This is a genomic window from Pseudomonas sp. LBUM1652 (assembly GCF_059716105.1).
Map to the genome: position 1 here is coordinate 105858 of NZ_CP166804.1, position 19143 is coordinate 125000.

Here is a 19143-nt window from a genome sequence, read left to right on the forward strand (position 1 = left end):
CGTGTTTTCGGTTTCAGATTTTTGGTGACGCTTAGATGGCTATTGCGAGCAGGCTCACTCCTACAGGGAATCTCGGTTGTTCACAATCAATGTGCCCGCTGGAGATCAAATGTAGGAGTGAGCCTGCTCGCGATAGCGTCAGACCCGGTCAGCGATGACTCAGCCGACCAGCGAAGCCTCAAGGGTGATCTTGGCATTCAAAACCTTGGACACCGGGCACCCTTCCTTGGCCTTGTTGCTCAGTTCTTCAAACTGCGCCTGAGTCGCCCCCGGGATTTTTGCCTTGAGGATGAGTTTCACCGCCGTGATGGCGAAACCACCGTCAACCTGATCAAGCGTGACTTCGGCGTTGGTGTCGATGCTGTCGGCTGTCAGGCCTGCATCGCCGAGAATCATCGAAAACGCCATGGAGAAACAGCCGGCATGCGCAGCGCCGATCAGTTCTTCGGGGTTGGTGCCTTTGCCGCCCTCGAAGCGGGCCTTGAAGCCGTAGGGAGCTTCTCTGAGGACGCCGGTTTCAGTGGAGATCGAGCCGATGCCGGTTTTCAGATCACCTGCCCAATGTGCGGATGCTTTCTTAACAATAGCCATGTCTGCCTCCTCAAGATCTGGTGCGGAACGCCGCGCCGTCGTGGTTTTTGCTTACAAGGCTTCTGAGGATAGACGCCGGAACAAAGTTCAGCTCATCTGAATGGTTGACTTTTTTAGTAGGAAATTTCGCCTGTGCTATTGAAATTCGGGTATATGCCCACATTGCACAAAACACGCTTATGGATTCGGCAGGTTTTCGTTCGCAAGAAAAACCTGCCTCCTCACTCGGAGAAGCAGGTTTATGAAGCAACTCTCAGACGTAAAATTTTCCACCCTCGATCTGGTGCCAGTGCGCGAAAACGGCAGCCCGGCGCAGTCACTGCGCAACTCGCTGGACCTGGCGCAGCATGTCGAGAAATTCGGCTACACGCGGTTCTGGGTAGCTGAGCATCACAACATGGATGGCATCGCCAGTTCCGCGACTTCGGTGCTGCTGGGTTATCTGGCCGGTGGTACGTCGACGATTCGTGTCGGCTCCGGCGGAGTCATGCTGCCCAACCACGCGCCGCTGGTGATCGCCGAGCAGTTCGGCACCCTTGAAAGCCTGTATCCGGGGCGGATCGACCTCGGTCTGGGCCGCGCGCCGGGTTCCGATCAGGTGACCGCCCGCGCCCTGCGCCGTGAGCGTTCCGGCAGTGCCGATGATTTCCCCGAGGACGTTGCCGAGCTGGCGCGCTTTCTCGGCCCGCGCACCCCGGATCAGCGGGTAATCGCGATGCCCGGCACCGGCACCAATGTGCCGATCTGGCTGCTCGGTTCCAGCCTGTTCAGTGCCCAACTGGCCGGTGAACGCGGTTTGCCTTACGCCTTCGCCTCACACTTCGCACCGCGCTTCATGCACGAGGCAATCCGTGTCTATCGCAATCACTTCAAGCCGTCGGCGGTGTTGGACAAGCCGTATGTGATGCTCGGTGTGCCGCTGGTGGCGGCCGATACCGATGAACAAGCGGATTACCTGGCGACCTCGGTGTACCAGCGCATTCTCGCGTTGATGCGTGGGCAAAGCCTGGTGCAACGTCCGCCCGTGAAAACCATGGACGGCCTGTGGCTGCCCCATGAGCGTGAGGCGGTAGGTGACTTCCTCGGTCTGGCGATGGTCGGCAGTCCGCAGAAGATCCGCGCCAAGCTGGAGGTGCTGGTTGAACAGACTCAGGCGGATGAGCTGATATTCACCAGCGATTTGTATGAACACGCTGATCGCGTGCATTCCTACGAGTTGCTGGCGCAGGTGATGAAGGGCTGACTCAACCCCTGAATTGGAAAAATCATCAGCCACAAAAAAGCCGACGCATTCACGTCGGCTTTTGCATTTCAGGCACTATCAACCGCGCTTGTAGACGATTTCCTTGGTGCCGCCCTCGCAGGTGCCAACAACCTTGTCGCCAGCCGCTGCGCCTTTATCAACAATCTCCAGCGAATACCCGGAAACGCTCTTGGCATCCAGCTTCGCCGCAATCTCGCTTTTCAACTCTTCACAAGGCTTGCCGGCAGCAAACGCACCACCCGCAAGGCTCAACAAACCTACTGCCAATATGAACTTCTTCATCGGTTGCACTCCCTGGTCGGATTAAAGGAGGCGGGCATCGGGTCATCCACCCGATGCGCCCACCCTGTAGCGCTTTGCCATTCCTATGGCACTCGGCCAGCGCGCAAGTTCAGAAGCGTAGACCAAACTCAGCTACTGGCGATGCGGAACCCGACTTTCAAAGTCACTTGAAAGTGCGCTGCCTTGCCGTCCTTGATGTGGCCACGGGTCTCGGTCACTTCAAACCATTCAAGGTGCTTGATGCTCTTGTTGGCTTCAGCCAACGCGTTGTTGATGGCGTCTTCGATGCTGGTGGCGGACGAACCGACCAGTTCGACTTTCTTGTACGTGTGATGGTCACTCATGGCGATCTCCTTGGCGTGTGGAATTGAGACTAGCGGTGAATTGCTCTGTTGATTTCGGCGCTGCCGCGCAGGCGAAGTTCAGATTTTCTGCACTTTCTCAAACCGCTGAAGTCCCAATCAACACACGCCACTCATCACCAATGCAGGAGAGCCACCATGGCCAACACCTCTTTACGTAAAGCCTCATTGCAAAGCATGGAAGCGGAGATCGAGAGTCTGCTCAAGTCGTTGGAAGGCCTCAAAGACGATGCTTCCGACGAGTCGCGCAAAACCCTCAAGGCGCTGAAAAGCAATGCTGAAAGTGCGCTGAAACATTCGCGTCACCTGCTCAGCGATGCCTATGAAGAAGTCAAAGTGAAAACCCGTGAGACCGGGATCGCCACCCGCGATTACGCTCAGGAACATCCATGGACGACTGCCGGTGTGGCGGTCGGTGCACTGGGTCTGCTCGCGGCTTACTTGCTGTTCAAGCGCGGCGAGTGATCGCTCTGGCGCAGCTCATTCTTGAGCCATTGCGCCAGTTGCCGGGCGCGCCCATCTGCGGCGCGCTTGGGTAGCCACAACGCCAGTTGCGCCGGGGTTTCACAGAAGCCCCACGGCGCAACCAGGCGACCCGCCTTCAAATCCTCGGTAACCAGCGGCTCCGGCGCGATTGCCACGCCAAGTCCCGCAACTGCTGCCTCCAACAGATAATACAAATGCTCAAAACCTTGCCCGAGCTTCAACGCTTTTGCGTCGAGGTGGTTTTGCTGTGCCCAGCTTGGCCAGGCTTGCGGACGGGATGTCGTGTGCAGCAGCGGCTCATCAAGCAAGGCCTCGGCAGATGCCGTTTGCAGGCGTTGATAGCCGCTGAACAGCGGGCTCAGCACTGGGCCAATGCGTTCGGCAGCCAGTTCATACACCTGCATATCCGCCGGCCATGGCGGTTCAGCGAACAGCAGCAGCGCATCCAGCCCCGGACGCCTCGGATCGAGATCGCCTTCACCGGCCGAGAGGTGCAGGCGCAAGTCCGGCAGATCGGCATTCAAACGCCCCAATCGCGGAATAAACCAGCGCGCCAGCAAGCTTCCAGAGCAGCCGAGCACGAACGGCGCATTGGCGGTGGTTTGCGTCAGCTCCGCACAAACACTGCGCAACCGGTCGAACGCTTCGCCGCTGGCATCGCGTAAGCGCACACCGGCATCTGTGAGTTTCAAGCCGCGCCCATCCTTGATGAACAGGCTGACGCCAAGGTGTTCTTCCAGCACTTTGAGCTGGCGACTTACTGCACCGTGGGTAACGTGCAGCTGCTCGGCAGCCTGACTGACGCTGTTCAGCCGCGCGGTGGCTTCAAAGGCGCGCAAAGCGTTCAACGGGGGAAGGTCGTGGCTCATGGTATCTGTGAGTTTTCCTGACAGGTTGCGGCGATCTTATCGGTTTTCAGTCTAGAAGGTCAGGGGTAGAGTAGGCGTCATTGTCTTTTGACCGAATTCACCTGGAGCAAATCATGACCCAGACTTCGCACAACTCCGATCTGCGTAACGGCCCTGACGCCAACGGCCTGTTCGGTTCGTTCGGTGGCCGCTACGTGGCTGAAACCCTGATGCCGTTGATCCTCGATCTGGCCCGCGAATACGAAACGGCCCAGGAAGATCTGGCATTCAAAGAAGAATTGGCCTACTTCCAGCGTGACTATGTCGGACGTCCGAGCCCGCTGTACTTCGCCGAGCGCCTGACCGAATTCTGCGGTGGCGCCAAGATCTACCTCAAGCGCGAAGAGCTGAACCATACCGGCGCGCACAAGATCAACAACTGCATCGGTCAGATTCTGCTGGCACGGCGCATGGGCAAAAAACGCATCATCGCTGAAACCGGCGCCGGCATGCACGGCGTGGCGACCGCCACCGTGGCTGCGCGTTTCGGTCTCGATTGCGTGATCTACATGGGCACCACCGACATCGAGCGTCAGCAAGCCAACGTGTTCCGCATGAAGTTGCTGGGCGCCGAAGTGATCCCGGTGGTTGCCGGCACCGGCACCCTGAAAGATGCGATGAACGAAGCGCTGCGTGACTGGGTAACCAACGTCGACAGCACTTTCTACCTGATCGGCACCGTAGCTGGCCCGCACCCGTATCCGGCAATGGTTCGCGACTTCCAGGCCGTGATCGGCAAGGAAACCCGTGACCAGTTGCAAGCTCAGGAAGGTCGTCTGCCGGACAGCCTGGTGGCGTGCATCGGCGGTGGTTCCAACGCCATGGGCCTGTTCCACCCGTTCCTCGACGACAAGAGCGTTGAAATCATCGGCGTTGAAGCCGCCGGTTACGGTATCGAAACCGGTAAGCACGCGGCCAGCCTCAACGGCGGTGTGCCGGGTGTGTTGCACGGCAACCGCACCTTCCTCTTGCAGGACGACGATGGCCAGATCATCGACGCCCACTCGATTTCCGCTGGTCTTGACTACCCGGGCATCGGCCCTGAACACGCCTGGTTGCATGACATCGGCCGCGTCCAGTACACCTCAGTAACTGACGACGAAGCCCTCGAAGCGTTCCACAAATGCTGCCGCCTGGAAGGGATCATTCCGGCACTGGAAAGCGCCCACGCCCTGGCTGAGGTTTTCAAACGCGCACCGAAACTGCCGAAGGATCACCTGATGGTGGTCAACCTCTCCGGCCGTGGCGACAAAGACATGCAGACCGTGATGCACCACATGGAACAGTCGAAGCAGGAGAAACACTGATGAGCCGCCTGCAAACCCGTTTTGCCGAACTCAAAGAGCAGAATCGTGCCGCGCTGGTGACCTTCGTCACTGCCGGTGATCCGGACTACGACACTTCGCTGGCGATCCTCAAGGGCTTGCCGAAAGCCGGTGCCGACGTGATCGAGTTGGGCATGCCGTTCACCGACCCGATGGCCGACGGCCCGGCGATTCAACTGGCGAACATCCGTGCGCTGGGCGCCAAGCAGAACCTGGCGAAAACCCTGCAAATGGTTCGCGAATTCCGTGAAGACAACAGCGATACCCCGCTGGTGCTGATGGGCTACTTCAACCCGATCCACATGTATGGCGTGCCGAGCTTTATTGCCGACGCGAAAGAGGCCGGCGTTGATGGCCTGATCGTGGTCGACATGCCGCCAGAGCACAACGAAGAACTGTGCGACCCGGCCCAGGCTGCCGGTCTGGATTTCATTCGCCTGACCACGCCGACCACCGACGACGCACGTCTGCCGAAGGTGCTCAACGGCAGTTCCGGTTTTGTTTACTACGTATCAGTGGCCGGTGTGACCGGTGCAGGTGCTGCGACCCTGGAGCACGTCGAAGAAGCGGTTACTCGCCTGCGCCGTCATACCGATCTGCCGATCAGCATCGGTTTTGGTATCCGCACACCGGAGCAAGCGGCGTCCATCGCACGCTTGGCCGACGGTGTGGTGGTGGGTTCGGCTCTGATCGATCACATCGCCAACGCGACCACGCCGGATCAGGCCATCGACGGTGTGTTGAGCCTTTGCTCGGCCTTGTCCGAAGGCGTGCGTAAGGCCCGCGTCAGCTGAAGGTAAAGTTCCTGATACAGAGGAATTAGCACCTCGCGGCACAGACTAAATGAGCAAGATCGAGGGCTTCAGGACTACGTTCTGAAGCCCTTTTTGCTGTCAGTGCAGTGAGGAAAGACCGAATGAAAATGCCGAAACGTCTGGTTGCCGGATTGGGGGTGCTGATGATCAGCGCGACTCCGCTGCTGGCCACTGCCGATCAGCGCGATGATCATGACCGCGGCGGCTCACAACAGGGTCACTACGATAACCGCGGGGACAATCGCGGGGACGGTCACCGTGGCCCGCAGAGCGACCACCGTGGTGGTCCGCCACCGCGCGACTTCGGCCCGGTGCGCCAGACCATCCGCGACAATCACGGCTACTTCGTGCGCGGAGCACCGCCACCGCCGGGCATCCATCTGGAGCGTGGCCGGCCGTTGCCGCACGGCTATTACGGCGAGCGTCTGGATGGTCGTGCGTTAGGTCGTTTGCCGGTCTATCCGGGCTATGAATGGCGCCGGGCTGGCGGTGATATCGTGCTGATCGCGGTGGGCACCGGGATCGTTTATGAAATCCTGGATGGGGTTTTGTACTGATCTGAAGAGATCACCTGTGGCGAGGGGATTTATCCCCGATGGGCTGCGTAGCAGTCCCAAACCCTGCAAGCGCGGTTATTCAGACATAACCCGCTCGCCGGGATAGCGACTGCTGCGCAGCCGGTCGGGGATAAATCCCCTCACCACAAGGATTTGGGGCCCACCCTTGTATCAGGGCAGTTCCAGTCCACCGGAGGCTTTGTGCAGTTTGCGCAAATGCTCGCCAATCTGTTTCACGTTGGTCTCACTGGCGGCAATCTCGGCAGCGCGCTTGGGCTCCAGCAGCTTGCGCACCTCCGTGTCCAGATCGCCGGATAGTGCCAACAGCTTTTTCTGCCGTTGGCTGCTTTCCGCTTCCAGTCGGCTGAATTCGCTCGGTTGCGGCAGACCGTAACCCTTGGAATCAAGCAGTTCAGCTGGACGACTGAGGAAGCCGCTGTTGGCGAGGATTTCCTGCAAGGTCGCGTTGGCCTTGTCCATCCCGCCGTTTTCCAGCTCGCGCGCACCGAGGTAACGCTGCTTGACCTCATCCTGTGCCAGCAGCAACTGTCGGCGATAACTCGCTTGCTCGAGCAGCAACAGTGCAGCGCTAGTGCGCAGGTCGGCGCGCTCGAACCATTCACGGCGTTGTTCGGCGGTCAACGAAAGCCATTCTTCAACAGTGTTCTGTTTGATCGGCAATTGCTTCTTCAATACGTCGAACATCGCCTGATAGCGATCGCGGAACGAATCGAAGCGATAACCCAGACGCAGCGCCTCTTTCGGATCATCCAGCACGCTGGTATCGGCCAGCCCACGGCCTTTGAGCACTTCCAGCAATCCGTTGGGCATGATGCTGTCCAGGCCGATGAACTGCGCGTTGTTGCTGCCGCTGCGCAACAGTTTCAGGCCTTCCACCGCGCAGTTGTTGGACAGGAAGAAGTAGTTGCCGTCGTAGCTCCAATGCATCTCGGCGGCGTGTTCGACCACGCCTTCGATCTCGCTGCGTGACAGGTTCAGCGGTACCGAGGCGAGGCTGCGCAGTTCGGTCTTGGTGTATTCGTCGATGACCTGCGCCAGTGGCAGGACGAACAGCCGGGACGGGTATTTGCCGACCAGTCCGTCCCAGCTCGATAACTGCACATCGCCAACGAAGGCGCGATACGACAGCACCAGATGTTGATCCAGATCGAGCCGGCAATCCGGGCCACGTGGCCGACCGGGCGCGCAGATCACCAGACGTAACATGCTGTGGCCCCAACGGCTGACCCAGTTCTGATTGGCCTCGGCGAGCAGGTAATCCACTGCATAGACACGTTCCGGGTCGACTTGCCCCAATGGTTGCTTGGCGAAGTCGTTGCCGGCGTTCAGAAACGCAAAGGTCTTGGCGCAGGAATTCGGCGCCGGTGGTGCCCAGCCGAAGTGTTCCTGGTAATAGCGATACAACGCCGGGCGGCGGCAGGCGTAGCTCGGGTCGAGGAGGAAATACTCCATGTTGACCGCGACAAACTCTTTCGGGCTGGAGATCTCGTAAAGATCCGGGCTGCGAGCGATCTGCCGATTATGTTGCTCGCGTTCGCCGCGACGGCCGACGTATTGCTGCCAACCGGCAAGGTCGAGCAGGCGCGGGTCGTCGCTAAGAGTGAAGCGGCGACCGTTCTGGCCACGGCACTCATCGGGAATGCCGATCAGCCCGGCGCTGTTGAAGCGCCGGGTGCAACGCTGGATCAGCGTGCGTTCGGCACTCGGCCACAAACGCGCGCGGTCATAAATGTGGGTGATTTCGTGCAGCACCGTGGCGAGCAGTTCCTGACGCACAGTGCCGTGGGGGCGATTGGTTTTTTCTTTGGCCGCGCTGCCATCGGTGAGACTGGCGAGCAGTTTGCGGTTCAGATCAAGTTCGGCGACCAGCGTGGCCTGGCCATAGGCATTGCCGGGCATGTCGTCGGTCCAGCCGACATCGATGCGCCGATCCAGCCGCTCGATGAAGCTCGGCGGCAGTGCCTGCATGGCTTCATCGATCAGCGCCTGACTGGCCTGTTGTTGGGCGGGCGTCAGACCGTCGGTCTTGAGCCGTAATTGCAGGCCGGCGTAGGCGTTGTTGCCAAGCAGCAACAACGCCCCGGCCAGTAGCCAGGCGCCGAGTGACTTCACAGTGCGAGGATGGCTTCGGCGAGTACCTGATCACTGGCGTCACGCGCTTCTGGCACGCGTGTACGCAAGGTGTTGAGCGCGGCTTCCAGGTGCGCACCACGGATATCACCGTTGCTGGCAACGAAACTGGCGGCGTCGTCGTGGGCTTCGCGGATGATTTTCGAGTCGCGAATCGATGTGGTGGTATCGGATGTGAAATCGATAGTGCGCTGGGAGGCACGAACGATGATGTTACTGGTGGCTACCAGGGTGTGCGCCTGGGCCACGTCGGCCAACAAAAACAGGCCAAGGGCGGCAGCAATCAGCGGGCTACGCATGGAACGACTCCGGAAGGACAAAGATAGCTATTGGACGAGAATTGCTTGCGCCAGTTCAAGGTCGCTTACATGAAGTTTCGGCCGGGTTTTGCGCAGGTAGTGCAGTGCGGATTCCAGTCGAGCGCCTCGCAGTTCTCCGTCACTGGCAACAAACACTGCCGCATCATCGTGAGCGGCGAGCAGCAGTTTACGGTCGAAAGGCGCGGAAGACACCATGCCGGTCGCCCAAACGCTGACGACGGTGTTCTGTGTCGACATATCGAAGGCATCGACCGACGTCGTCCAGCAGGCTGTTAACAATACAGATGGGAAAAGCAGATTTTGAAGAAAACGCATGGGACTCGGTAACGGTTGGCGAGCCGCAAGGCTAGCGCAATGCCTGTTCTAGAGCCAGCGCCGAAACATCGGGACACGACCGGCGTGTCCCGCGATACCGCAATCGCTTAGATCGTCAGAATGGCTTGAGCCAACTGTGCGTCGGTTGCTTGCAGTTGTGGCGCCTGATGACGGATGTGATCCAGCGCGCTTTCCAGCTTCACGCCACGGATGTCGCCTTCGCTGGCCACGAAGCTGGCAGCGTCGTCACGGGCAGCAAGCACGATTTTGTCGTCACGGAAGGACGAAGTGACGTCGGAAGTGGCATCGGACGAGGACTTCAGGGCACCGACGACAGCATCGGTAGTCACGATGAAACTGGTGGCGCTGGCGTTGGCAGCCGCGGCCAGCAGGGCGGCAGCGCTGAGCAGACGAAGACGGGACATGGTGTAACTCCTGTGGATAAACCGTATAGAGAGGTGGCTCGGTATCTGGGAGTCAGACGCCAGTTGCACAGCATTCGCCACGTTCTACGTTGATATTAGGCTTGGTGGTGCGAGCGAGGAAAGCGTTGTGACGAATGACGTGTTCACGGACAGCCTTGAGTGGCGCCTTTAAATTGTGCTGGTGTATTTTAGTTTTTATCTAACTGTACTTGTTTGGGTTTTCACGGCGCTGAAACGACAAAACCCGTCGCGGTTTCCCGCGACGGGTTCTGTTTGTTCAATTCGGGTTGCTGGCGGTGGGTCTAACGACCAGAGCCAGCGACGCTACTTAGCGCCAGAACGGCTTGCTCAGCTCTTCGTAGCGTTGTGCTTCGCTGATACCGGCGTCAGCCAGCAGACGCGAATCCAGACGAGCCAGTTGGTGGCGGCTGGAGATGCGGCGCTGCCACAACATCAGGTTGGCGATAACGCGCAGAGGCAGGGAAGCCTGGGTGTTTACAGCTTTGTCTTCGAAGAACAGTTCGGAACTGAGTGTACGTTCCATGGTTGACATCCTTCCGCTTGTGGCGGGATCAGGTAGTGGTTTGACTGGTGCCCATGATCCTCTCGTTTGGCCAGTCTCTCTAGATACAGTTCAACTGTATTGTGAGTGACCAGTTAACTGTTTATAGGGGGTGTATGGGTCAAAATCGAGCAAACTGTACCTGTCCGCACTTAAGTGGTGCGTTTTAACCTGATTTCGAAGAATTTGTAGGGAATAGCCGTAGGAATAGACCGGTACAGCAGTACAGTTTTTGGCAGGTCTGGGGTTTTTAGAATCCCACTGACGCAAGCTGTGTTTGCGCCAGTGGAATATCTGTGCGAATTACACCTTCAGCATGCGCCCGGTTTCTTCCAGGTTGATATGCCAGCTCAACGCTTCGCGCAGGATGTGCGGGGTGTGACCGCCGATTGCACAGGCTGCAGTGAAGTAATCATTCAACGCCTGGCGATAATCAGGGTGCACACAATTGTCGATGATCACCCGCGCACGCTCCCGAGGTGCCAGGCCGCGCAGATCTGCCAGACCCACTTCGGTCACCAAAATGTCGACGTCATGCTCGGTGTGGTCAACGTGGCTGACCATCGGCACCACGCTGGAAATCGCGCCGCCCTTGGCAATCGACTTGGTCACGAACACCGCCAGATGCGCGTTGCGCGCGAAGTCGCCGGAGCCGCCGATGCCGTTCATCATCCGTGTGCCGCAGACGTGGGTGGAGTTGACGTTGCCGTAGATGTCGAACTCCAGCGCCGTGTTGATCCCGATGATGCCCAGGCGCCGCACCACTTCCGGATGGTTGGAAATCTCCTGTGGGCGTAGAACCAGTTTGTCCTTGTACTTCTCCAGATTGCCGAACACGTCGCTGTTGCGACGTTCCGACAAGGTGATCGAACTGCCCGAGGCGAAGCTCAGCTTGCCGGCATCAATCAGATCGAACGTCGAATCCTGCAGCACTTCGGAGTACATGGTCAGGTCTTCGAACGGCGAGTCGATCAGGCCGCACATCACCGCGTTGGCGATGTTGCCGATCCCGGCCTGCAACGGGCCGAGTTTGTTGGTCATGCGCCCGGCATCGACTTCCTGCTTGAAGAAGGTGATCAAGTGGTCGGCGATGGCGTTGGTGTCGACATCCGGCGACGACACGGTCGAAGGCGAATCCGCTTGCTGGGTGATGACAATGGCGACGATCTTCTCCGGCGGAATCGGGATCGCGGTGCTGCCGATACGGTCGTCGACTTTTACCAGCGGGATCGGCGTGCGCGTCGGACGATAGGTCGGGATATAGATGTCATGCAGGCCTTCGAGGTTGGCGTTGTGCGCCAGGTTGATCTCGACGATCACCTGTTTGGCGAAAATCGCGAAGCTCGCCGAGTTGCCCACGGAGGTGGTCGGCACGATGTGGCCCTGTTCGGTGATGGCCACGGCTTCAATCACGGCGATGTCCGGCAGCTTCAGTTGCTGGTTGCGCAGTTGCTCGACGGTTTCCGAAAGGTGCTGGTCAATGAACATGACTTGGCCGGCGTTGATCGCCTTGCGCAAGGTGCTATCGACCTGGAACGGCATGCGGCGCGACAGGACGCCTGCCTCGGTCAGTTGCTTGTCGAGGTCGTTGCCCAGACTCGCGCCAGTCATCAGGCTGATTTTCAGCGGCGTGACCTTGGCTCGCTCAGCCAGTGCATGAGGGACGGCTTTGGCTTCGCCGGCGCGGGTGAAGCCGCTCATGCCGACGGTCATGCCATCTTCGATCAGTGTGGCGGCGTCGGCGGCGCTCATCACTTTATCCAACAACGAAGGCAGGCGAATACGGTCACGGTACATGGATTATTTTCTCGGGTAGCGAGTAGCAGGATGCGCAGTCTAGTGAATTTGACGGGCGCCTGTCCCGCTACCAAGGTCGCAAAAGAGGCGTCTATTTAGCGGGTTTCAAGTAAAACATCGTTACCGGATCTGCAACAACGCGGCATATTGTCCGACGCTTTGCGCAAACAAAAACGCCCCGACAAGTCGGGGCGTTCGATGTTGCAGTGCAGAGTTACTCGACCGCTTTGACCATGTCTTCGATGACTTTTTTCGCGTCGCCGAAAACCATCATGGTCTTGTCAAGATAGAACAGTTCGTTGTCCAGACCGGCATAGCCGCTGGCCATCGAGCGCTTGTTGACGATGATGGTCTTGGCCTTGAATGCTTCGAGAATCGGCATGCCGGCAATCGGCGACTTCGGATCGTTCTTCGCGGCCGGGTTGACCACGTCGTTCGCGCCGAGCACCAGCACCACGTCTGCCTGACCGAACTCGGAGTTGATGTCTTCCATCTCGAACACTTGGTCGTAAGGCACTTCGGCCTCGGCGAGCAGGACGTTCATGTGCCCAGGCATCCGCCCGGCCACTGGGTGGATCGCGTACTTCACGGTCACGCCACGGTGAGTCAGCTTCTCGGTCAGCTCTTTCAGTGCATGCTGCGCGCGCGCCACCGCCAGACCGTAGCCTGGCACGATGATCACGGTGTCGGCGTTGGTCAGCAGGAAGGTTGCGTCATCAGCCGAACCGGACTTCACCGGACGCGCTTCTTTCGCGCCGGCCGGGCCAGCGTCCACCGTATTGCCGAAACCGCCGAGCAGTACATTAAAGAAGGAGCGGTTCATCGCCTTGCACATGATGTACGAGAGGATCGCACCGCTCGAGCCCACCAGCGAACCGGCGATGATCAGCATCGAGTTGTTCAGCGAGAAGCCGATACCCGCCGCCGCCCAGCCGGAATAGCTGTTGAGCATCGATACCACCACCGGCATGTCGGCGCCGCCGATAGGGATGATGATCAGCACGCCCATCACGAACGCCAGCGCCAGCATCAGCGCGAACGCGGTGAGGTTGCCGGTGAACATAAAGGTCAAGCCGAGAGCCAGCGTGGCCAGGCCCAACACCGCGTTCAGCTTGTGCTGGCCAGCGAACTGTACCGGTGCGCCTTGGAACAGACGGAACTTGTACTTGCCCGACAACTTGCCGAAAGCGATCACCGAACCGGAGAAGGTGATTGCACCAATCGCCGCGCCCAGGAACAGCTCCAGACGGTTGCCCGCTGGAATAGCGTCGCCCAGTTGTTTGACGATGCCCAGCGATTGCGGTTCGACCACCGCCGCAATGGCGATGAACACAGCCGCAAGGCCGATCATGCTGTGCATGAAGGCGACCAGTTCCGGCATCTTGGTCATTTCAACGCGCTTGGCCATGATCGAGCCGGCAGTGCCGCCGATCAGCAGGCCGACGATCACATAACCGATACCTGCAGTCGCCAGCTCAGCGCCGAGCTTATAGATGAGGCCGACGGTGGTGAGGATGGCCAGCGCCATGCCGAGCATGCCGAACAGGTTGCCGCGCCGCGAAGTGGTCGGGTGCGACAGGCCTTTGAGGGCCTGGATAAAGCAGATCGACGCGATCAGGTAGAGCGTCGTGACGAGATTCATGCTCATTACTTCGGCGCCTCTTCTTTTACTTTCGGGGCTTTCTTCTTGAACATCTCAAGCATGCGGCGAGTGACCAGGAAGCCACCGAACACATTGACCGCAGCCAGTGCCACGGCCAGGGTGCCCATGGTTTTGCCCAGCGGCGTAACGGTCAGAGCGGCGGCCAGCATGGCGCCGACGATCACGATCGCGGAAATGGCGTTGGTGACGGCCATCAAAGGCGTGTGCAGCGCAGGTGTAACGTTCCAGACCACGTGGTAACCGACATAAATCGCCAGCACGAAGATGATCAGGTTGTAGATACCGGGGGAGATAAGCTCTTCCATCGTCTGAATCCCTGCTTAGGCGTTTTTGCGGATGACTTGGCCGTCGCGGCACATCAGGCACGCGGCGACGATGTCGTCTTCGAGGTTGACGTCGAACTGACCTTCTTTAGTGAAGACCAGCTTCAGGAAGTCCAGCAGGTTGCGTGCATACAGCGCCGAGGCGTCTGCCGCGACTTCACCGGCCAGATTGGTCGGGCCGGCGATGGTTACGCCGTTCTCGATCACGATCTGGTCGGCCACGGTCAGCGGGCAGTTGCCGCCCTGCGCGGCGGCGAGATCGATGACCACCGAACCCGGTTTCATCTGCGCCACTGTCTCTGCGCTCAACAGCGTCGGCGCCTTGCGGCCCGGAATCAGTGCAGTGGTGATGACAATGTCGGCTTGCTTGGCGCGTTCATGTACGGCCTGGGCCTGACGCTGCATCCAGCTCGCTGGCATCGGCCGCGCATAGCCGCCGACACCGACCGCGCATTCGCGCTCTTCATCGGTCTCGTAAGGCACGTCGACGAACTTGGCGCCGAGAGATTCAATCTGTTCCTTGACCGCCGGACGCACGTCGGACGCTTCGATCACCGCACCCAGACGTTTCGCCGTGGCAATCGCCTGCAACCCGGCCACACCGGCACCGAGAATCAGCACGCGCGCCGCTTTCACGGTGCCCGCAGCAGTCATCAGCATCGGCATGAAGCGTGGATAGTAGTGAGCGGCCAGCAACACAGCTTTGTAACCGGCAATGTTCGCCTGGGACGACAACACATCGAGACTCTGCGCCCGAGAGGTACGCGGCGCCGCTTCCAGGGCGAACGCGGTAATCCCGCACTCGGCCATTTTGGCTATGGTTTCGTTGTTGAACGGGTTGAGCATGCCAACCAGCACCGTGCCGCGCTTGATCAGCGTCAGTTCGGCGTCGCTTGGGGCGACCACTTTGAGAATCAGCTCGGCGCCAAACGCATCGTTGGCACTGCCAATGGTTGCGCCTGCCGCTTCATAGGCACTGTCGACAACACTGGCTTTAACGCCGGCGCCGGTTTGCACAGTGACCTTATGACCTTGGCTGATCAGCTTTTTAATGGTTTCCGGGGTTGCAGCAACCCTTGTTTCACCGGTCTGGGTTTCGAGAGGAACACCAATGTGCACGTCAAATCTCCTGCGTGATCTTATTGAGTAAACCCAGGCACTGCGGATGGTGCGACTGGGGCGGCCGATCAGCACGATCCCGCCAAATCAGGGCGGGGCGCGGCATTTTGCAGGCGAACTTTATGCCCTTCAAGGGATTATGACGGGTGACGGAAAATTAACTACAAGTCATCCCGTGACCGAATGTCGCAGATAACCGGTTGAATCCCTTGCAGGCCGTGCCTTGTAAGGATTCTGGCTGAATTTGAAAAAATTTCTCATCGGCGACGTGAATAAGCCGTGATGAGTCGCGCGTGAAGGCTCAAAGCCACGTCGGCAGGCGCTTGTGGGACGTCTGTACGGCTTTCGGATACAGTCGCTGAATATGCGACAAATACTTATATCTGTAGGGCTTTTGGTTTTCTGACTACGGGGTTAGGTATGGCTGTGAGCCTTTATCCCTCTAGGCTGTAGCTCTGCGCTTGATTTACCAACCAGTCGCGAAATGCCTTCAGAGACGCCGATTCGACCTTTCGCTCCGGAATCATCAGGTAATACGCCTTGATGCTGGAGAGTGCCTGCGGGTTGGCAATCACCAGGCGGTTCTCGGCCAATTCGCGCTGGATCAGGAACGGTGGGATCAGCGCGATACCCATGTCGTGCATGGCCGCCTGAGCCAGCATGGAGAATAGCTCGTAGCGCGGGCCTGTCATGTCGCGAGGGATATTCAGGTGTTGCGAGTAGAACCACTGGCGCCAAGCGTAAGGGCGAGTGGTCTGCTGTAGAAGTGGTAGTTCGGCAATCTCATCGGCTGTCAGATGTGTCTTGTTGCCGAGTAGGGCGGGGCTGCACACCGGCATCGGATTTTCGCCCATCAGCCTGTGGGATTCGGTACCGGACCAGTCAGCATCGCCAAAGTAGATCGCCGCGTCGAAGTCGGTATCGGCAAACAGGAACGGGCGAGTGCGGTTGGTGAGGTTGACGGTGACTTCCGGATGCTTGAGCTGGAAATCCTTGAGCCTTGGCAGCAGCCATTGCGTGCCGAAGGTCGGCACCACCGCCAACTCGATCACATTGGTGCCCTGCTGGCCCATCACTGACAACGTATCGCGCTCCACCGCATCGAGTTGCGTGGCCACCCGGCGGCTGTAGGAAAGTCCTGCTTCGGTCAGCTTCACACCGCGTCGTGAGCGTCGGAACAGTTCCACGCTGAGGAAATCCTCAAGGCTGGCGATCTGTCGGCAAATGGCGCCCTGCGTGAGTGAAAGTTCTTCGGCGGCCTTGGTGAAGCTCTCGTGGCGAGCGGCGGCTTCGAAGCTGATCAGGGCGGTGGTGCTAGGGATCTTCCTGCGCATATACGTCAATCTCACTAATGCGCCGCGTAAAAGGCATTCAGCGACGTTTCGGAGTGAGAAATTAGCACAACAGAATGCGAAATCCTCGTTTGCTGCGACGGCTAACCGCGCCTAGGATCAATGCCACGTTAATTCACCCGATTTGCGAGGACACACTCATGGGCGGTAAAGCTAGCTTCAACTGGATCGATCCCCTGCTGCTGGATCAACAGCTCACCGAGGAAGAGCGCATGATCCGCGACACCGCCGAGCAGTTCGCTCAACAGAGCCTCGCACCGCGTGTCCTCGAAGCCTTCCGCCATGAGAAGACTGACCCGGCGATCTTCCGTGAGATGGGCGAAGTCGGCCTGTTGGGTGCAACCATCCCTGAGCAATACGGTGGCAGCGGCCTCAACTATGTCAGCTACGGCTTAATTGCCCGTGAAGTGGAGCGTGTCGATTCCGGCTATCGTTCGATGATGAGCGTGCAGTCCTCGCTGGTGATGGTGCCGATCAACGAATTCGGCACCGAAGCCCAGAAACAGAAATACCTGCCTAAACTGGCGTCCGGCGAATGGATCGGTTGCTTCGGACTGACCGAGCCTAACCACGGTTCTGACCCGGGAGCGATGATTACTCGCGCACGCAAGATCGACGGTGGCTACAGCCTGACCGGCGCGAAAATGTGGATCACCAACAGCCCGATCGCCGATGTGTTCGTGGTGTGGGCCAAGGACGATGCCGGCGACATTCGAGGCTTCGTACTGGAGAAGGGCTGGAAGGGGCTGAGTGCGCCGGCGATTCACGGCAAGGTCGGCCTGCGTGCTTCGATCACCGGTGAGATCGTGATGGACAACGTATTCGTACCGGAAGAAAACATCTTCCCGGACGTGCGCGGTCTGAAAGGACCATTCACTTGCCTCAACTCCGCGCGTTACGGCATTTCCTGGGGCGCACTGGGTGCTGCTGAGTTCTGCTGGCACACCGCCCGCCAATACACCCTGGATCGCCACCAGTTCGGTCGCCCATTGGCCGCCACTCAGTTGATCCAGAAGAAGCTGGCCGACATGCAGACCGAGATCACTCTGGCGCTGCAAGGCTGCCTGCGTCTGGGTCGCATGAAGGATGAAGGCACGGCTGCCGTGGAAATCACTTCGATCATGAAGCGCAACTCGTGCGGCAAGTCGCTCGATATCGCCCGTATGGCGCGCGACATGTTGGGCGGCAACGGTATCTCCGATGAGTTCGGCGTGGCCCGTCATCTGGTTAACCTGGAAGTGGTGAATACCTATGAAGGGACTCACGACGTTCACGCGTTGATCCTGGGGCGTGCGCAAACCGGTCTGCAGGCGTTCTATTAATAGGAGAGCGACCATGGGCGCGCTGTCGCATCTGCGGGTACTGGATTTATCGCGAGTATTGGCCGGGCCGTGGGCCGGGCAGATCCTCGCCGACCTTGGCGCCGAAGTGATCAAGGTCGAGCGCCCGGGCAATGGTGACGACACGCGCGCCTGGGGGCCGCCGTTCCTTAAAGATGCTTATGGCGAGAGCACGTCAGAAGCGGCTTACTACCTGTCGGCCAACCGCAACAAACAATCGGTGACCATCGACTTCACCCGCCCGGAAGGGCAGAAGCTTGTGCGGGAACTGGCGGCCAAGTCCGACATCCTGATCGAGAACTTCAAGGTGGGTGGACTGGCGGCTTATGGATTGGATTATGAATCGCTGAAGGCGATCAATCCGGATCTGATTTATTGCTCGATCACGGGGTTTGGTCAGACCGGGCCTTACGCCAAGCGCGCGGGCTATGACTTCATGATCCAGGGGCTGGGCGGGCTGATGAGTCTGACCGGCCGGCCTGAGGGTGATGAGGGCGCCGGGCCGGTGAAGGTCGGTGTGGCGCTGACGGATATTCTGACCGGTCTTTATTCAGCGGTGGCGATCCTCGCGGCACTGGCTCATCGCGATCACGATGGCGGTGGCCAGCACATTGATATGGCATTGCTGGATGTGCAGGTCGCCTGCCTGGCTAACCAGGCGATGAACTACCTGACTACGGGCAATGCGCCCAAGCGTCTTGGTAACGCACATCCCAACATCGTGCCTTATCAGGATTTCCCGACGGCTGATGGTGATTTCATTCTGACCGTGGGTAATGACGGGCAATTCCGCAAGTTCGCTGAAGTGGCGGGGCAGCCACAGTGGGCTGATGATCCGCGTTTCACTACTAATAAGCTGAGGGTGGCGAACCGGGCGGTGTTGATTCCCCTCATCCGGCAGGCGACGGTGTTCAAGACCACGGCTGAATGGGTGGCCCAGTTGGAGCAGGCTGGTGTGCCGTGTGGACCGATCAATGATCTGTCCCAGGTGTTCGAGGATCCGCAAGTGAAGGCGCGTGGGTTGGCGATTGAGTTGCCGCATGCGTTGGCGGGGATGGTGCCTCAGGTGGCCAGCCCTATCCGGCTGTCTGAGACGCCGGTCGAGTATCACCGGGCGCCTCCTTTATTGGGCGAGCACACGCTGGAGGTTTTGCAGCGGGTACTGGGCTTGGGCGCGGGTGCGGTT

At 59.1% G+C, this 19143-nt stretch carries 21 protein-coding genes (1 of these 21 cut by a window edge); 7 read left to right on the forward strand and 14 right to left on the reverse strand.

The genetic code is table 11. The features are described from left to right. Positions 1-159 precede the first annotated feature (159 nt). A complete protein-coding gene (locus tag ACA069_RS00505) occupies positions 160-591 on the reverse strand; it encodes an OsmC family protein (RefSeq protein WP_401270766.1) in 432 nt (143 codons plus the stop codon). Positions 592-832: 241 nt separating this feature from the next. Between ACA069_RS00505 and ACA069_RS00510 the strand changes: the two genes are divergently transcribed. Next, positions 833-1834, forward strand: coding sequence for an LLM class flavin-dependent oxidoreductase (locus ACA069_RS00510; RefSeq protein ID WP_497615839.1), 1002 nt, complete (start codon positions 833-835; stop codon positions 1832-1834). Positions 1835-1912: 78 nt separating this feature from the next. Here ACA069_RS00510 and ACA069_RS00515 read toward each other — a convergent pair whose 3' ends face one another. Then, positions 1913-2137 carry a DUF1161 domain-containing protein gene (locus ACA069_RS00515; RefSeq protein ID WP_401270763.1) on the reverse strand — a complete coding sequence of 75 codons (225 nt, stop codon included), beginning with the start codon at positions 2135-2137 and terminating at the stop codon, positions 1913-1915. Between the two features lie 128 nt (positions 2138-2265). Further along, the gene (locus ACA069_RS00520) at positions 2266-2481 is read right to left on the reverse strand and encodes a dodecin (protein WP_003187305.1); all 216 of its coding nucleotides are present in this window, start codon (positions 2479-2481) and stop codon (positions 2266-2268) included. Positions 2482-2637: 156 nt separating this feature from the next. On the opposite strand from ACA069_RS00520, the gene ACA069_RS00525 reads away from it, so the two are divergent. Then, complete coding sequence (locus ACA069_RS00525; protein ID WP_042556998.1) at positions 2638-2964, forward strand: ElaB/YgaM/YqjD family protein; 327 nt, start codon at positions 2638-2640, stop codon at positions 2962-2964. Here ACA069_RS00525 and ACA069_RS00530 read toward each other — a convergent pair. Beyond that, positions 2937-3854: a LysR family transcriptional regulator gene (locus ACA069_RS00530; protein ID WP_497615842.1), complete on the reverse strand. Its 918-nt coding sequence runs from the start codon at positions 3852-3854 to the stop codon at positions 2937-2939. The two genes, ACA069_RS00525 and ACA069_RS00530, sit on opposite strands and share 28 nt — an antisense overlap. Before the next feature lie 113 nt (positions 3855-3967). On the opposite strand from ACA069_RS00530, the gene trpB reads away from it, so the two are divergent. The 3 genes from trpB to ACA069_RS00545 all read left to right on the forward strand — a co-directional run bounded on the left by trpB (position 3968) and on the right by ACA069_RS00545 (position 6590). Next, positions 3968-5200 carry a tryptophan synthase subunit beta gene (gene trpB / locus ACA069_RS00535; protein ID WP_497615844.1) on the forward strand — a complete coding sequence of 411 codons (1233 nt, stop codon included), beginning with the start codon at positions 3968-3970 and terminating at the stop codon, positions 5198-5200. Continuing rightward, positions 5200-6012 carry a tryptophan synthase subunit alpha gene (gene trpA, locus ACA069_RS00540; protein ID WP_187680752.1) on the forward strand — a complete coding sequence of 271 codons (813 nt, stop codon included), beginning with the start codon at positions 5200-5202 and terminating at the stop codon, positions 6010-6012. Before trpB ends, trpA begins: the two co-directional genes overlap by 1 nt. A gap of 122 nt (positions 6013-6134) precedes the next feature. Next, positions 6135-6590 (forward strand): anti-virulence regulator CigR family protein, encoded by a 456-nt coding sequence (locus ACA069_RS00545; RefSeq protein ID WP_497615846.1) that lies wholly within the window; start codon positions 6135-6137, stop codon positions 6588-6590. Between the two features lie 171 nt (positions 6591-6761). On the opposite strand, the gene ACA069_RS00550 is transcribed toward ACA069_RS00545, so the two are convergent. The 10 genes from ACA069_RS00550 to ACA069_RS00595 form a co-directional block, all read right to left on the reverse strand. Beyond that, complete coding sequence (locus ACA069_RS00550) at positions 6762-8723, reverse strand: DUF7844 domain-containing protein (protein ID WP_497615848.1); 1962 nt, start codon at positions 8721-8723, stop codon at positions 6762-6764. Beyond that, entirely contained in the window at positions 8720-9040 is a 321-nt protein-coding gene (locus tag ACA069_RS00555; protein ID WP_034152281.1) for a DUF2388 domain-containing protein, read from the reverse strand. Before ACA069_RS00555 ends, ACA069_RS00550 begins: the two co-directional genes overlap by 4 nt. A gap of 27 nt (positions 9041-9067) precedes the next feature. Continuing rightward, entirely contained in the window at positions 9068-9376 is a 309-nt protein-coding gene (locus ACA069_RS00560; protein ID WP_187680755.1) for a DUF2388 domain-containing protein, read from the reverse strand. Between the two features lie 107 nt (positions 9377-9483). Beyond that, complete coding sequence (locus ACA069_RS00565; protein WP_489881400.1) at positions 9484-9801, reverse strand: DUF2388 domain-containing protein; 318 nt, start codon at positions 9799-9801, stop codon at positions 9484-9486. A gap of 328 nt (positions 9802-10129) precedes the next feature. Then, entirely contained in the window at positions 10130-10345 is a 216-nt protein-coding gene (locus tag ACA069_RS00570; protein ID WP_007911656.1) for a DUF1127 domain-containing protein, read from the reverse strand. A gap of 321 nt (positions 10346-10666) precedes the next feature. Then, positions 10667-12160 carry a succinyl-CoA:acetate CoA-transferase ScpC gene (gene scpC / locus ACA069_RS00575; protein ID WP_489881399.1) on the reverse strand — a complete coding sequence of 498 codons (1494 nt, stop codon included), beginning with the start codon at positions 12158-12160 and terminating at the stop codon, positions 10667-10669. A 214-nt stretch (positions 12161-12374) separates the two neighbouring features. Next, positions 12375-13808: an NAD(P)(+) transhydrogenase (Re/Si-specific) subunit beta gene (locus ACA069_RS00580; RefSeq protein WP_187680757.1), complete on the reverse strand. Its 1434-nt coding sequence runs from the start codon at positions 13806-13808 to the stop codon at positions 12375-12377. Continuing rightward, positions 13808-14128: an NAD(P) transhydrogenase subunit alpha part 2 gene (locus tag ACA069_RS00585; RefSeq protein WP_003187417.1), complete on the reverse strand. Its 321-nt coding sequence runs from the start codon at positions 14126-14128 to the stop codon at positions 13808-13810. The genes ACA069_RS00580 and ACA069_RS00585 overlap by 1 nt, the downstream gene beginning before the upstream one ends. Positions 14129-14143: 15 nt before the next feature. Beyond that, positions 14144-15265 (reverse strand): Re/Si-specific NAD(P)(+) transhydrogenase subunit alpha, encoded by a 1122-nt coding sequence (locus ACA069_RS00590; RefSeq protein WP_489881398.1) that lies wholly within the window; start codon positions 15263-15265, stop codon positions 14144-14146. 434 nt (positions 15266-15699) lie between these two features. Then, positions 15700-16599 (reverse strand): LysR family transcriptional regulator, encoded by a 900-nt coding sequence (locus tag ACA069_RS00595; protein WP_401270745.1) that lies wholly within the window; start codon positions 16597-16599, stop codon positions 15700-15702. A gap of 158 nt (positions 16600-16757) precedes the next feature. Between ACA069_RS00595 and ACA069_RS00600 the strand changes: the two genes are divergently transcribed. Both ACA069_RS00600 and ACA069_RS00605 read left to right on the forward strand, forming a co-directional pair. Beyond that, positions 16758-17939, forward strand: a complete 1182-nt coding sequence (locus ACA069_RS00600) for an acyl-CoA dehydrogenase (RefSeq protein ID WP_497615853.1) — start codon at positions 16758-16760, stop codon at positions 17937-17939. Positions 17940-17952: 13 nt separating this feature from the next. Next, on the forward strand, positions 17953-19143 hold the 5' portion of the coding sequence (locus ACA069_RS00605) for a CaiB/BaiF CoA transferase family protein (RefSeq protein ID WP_489881396.1). It continues 30 nt past the right edge of the window; 1191 of the gene's 1221 nt are visible here — the first part of the coding sequence; it begins with the start codon at positions 17953-17955; its stop codon lies beyond the right edge, outside the window.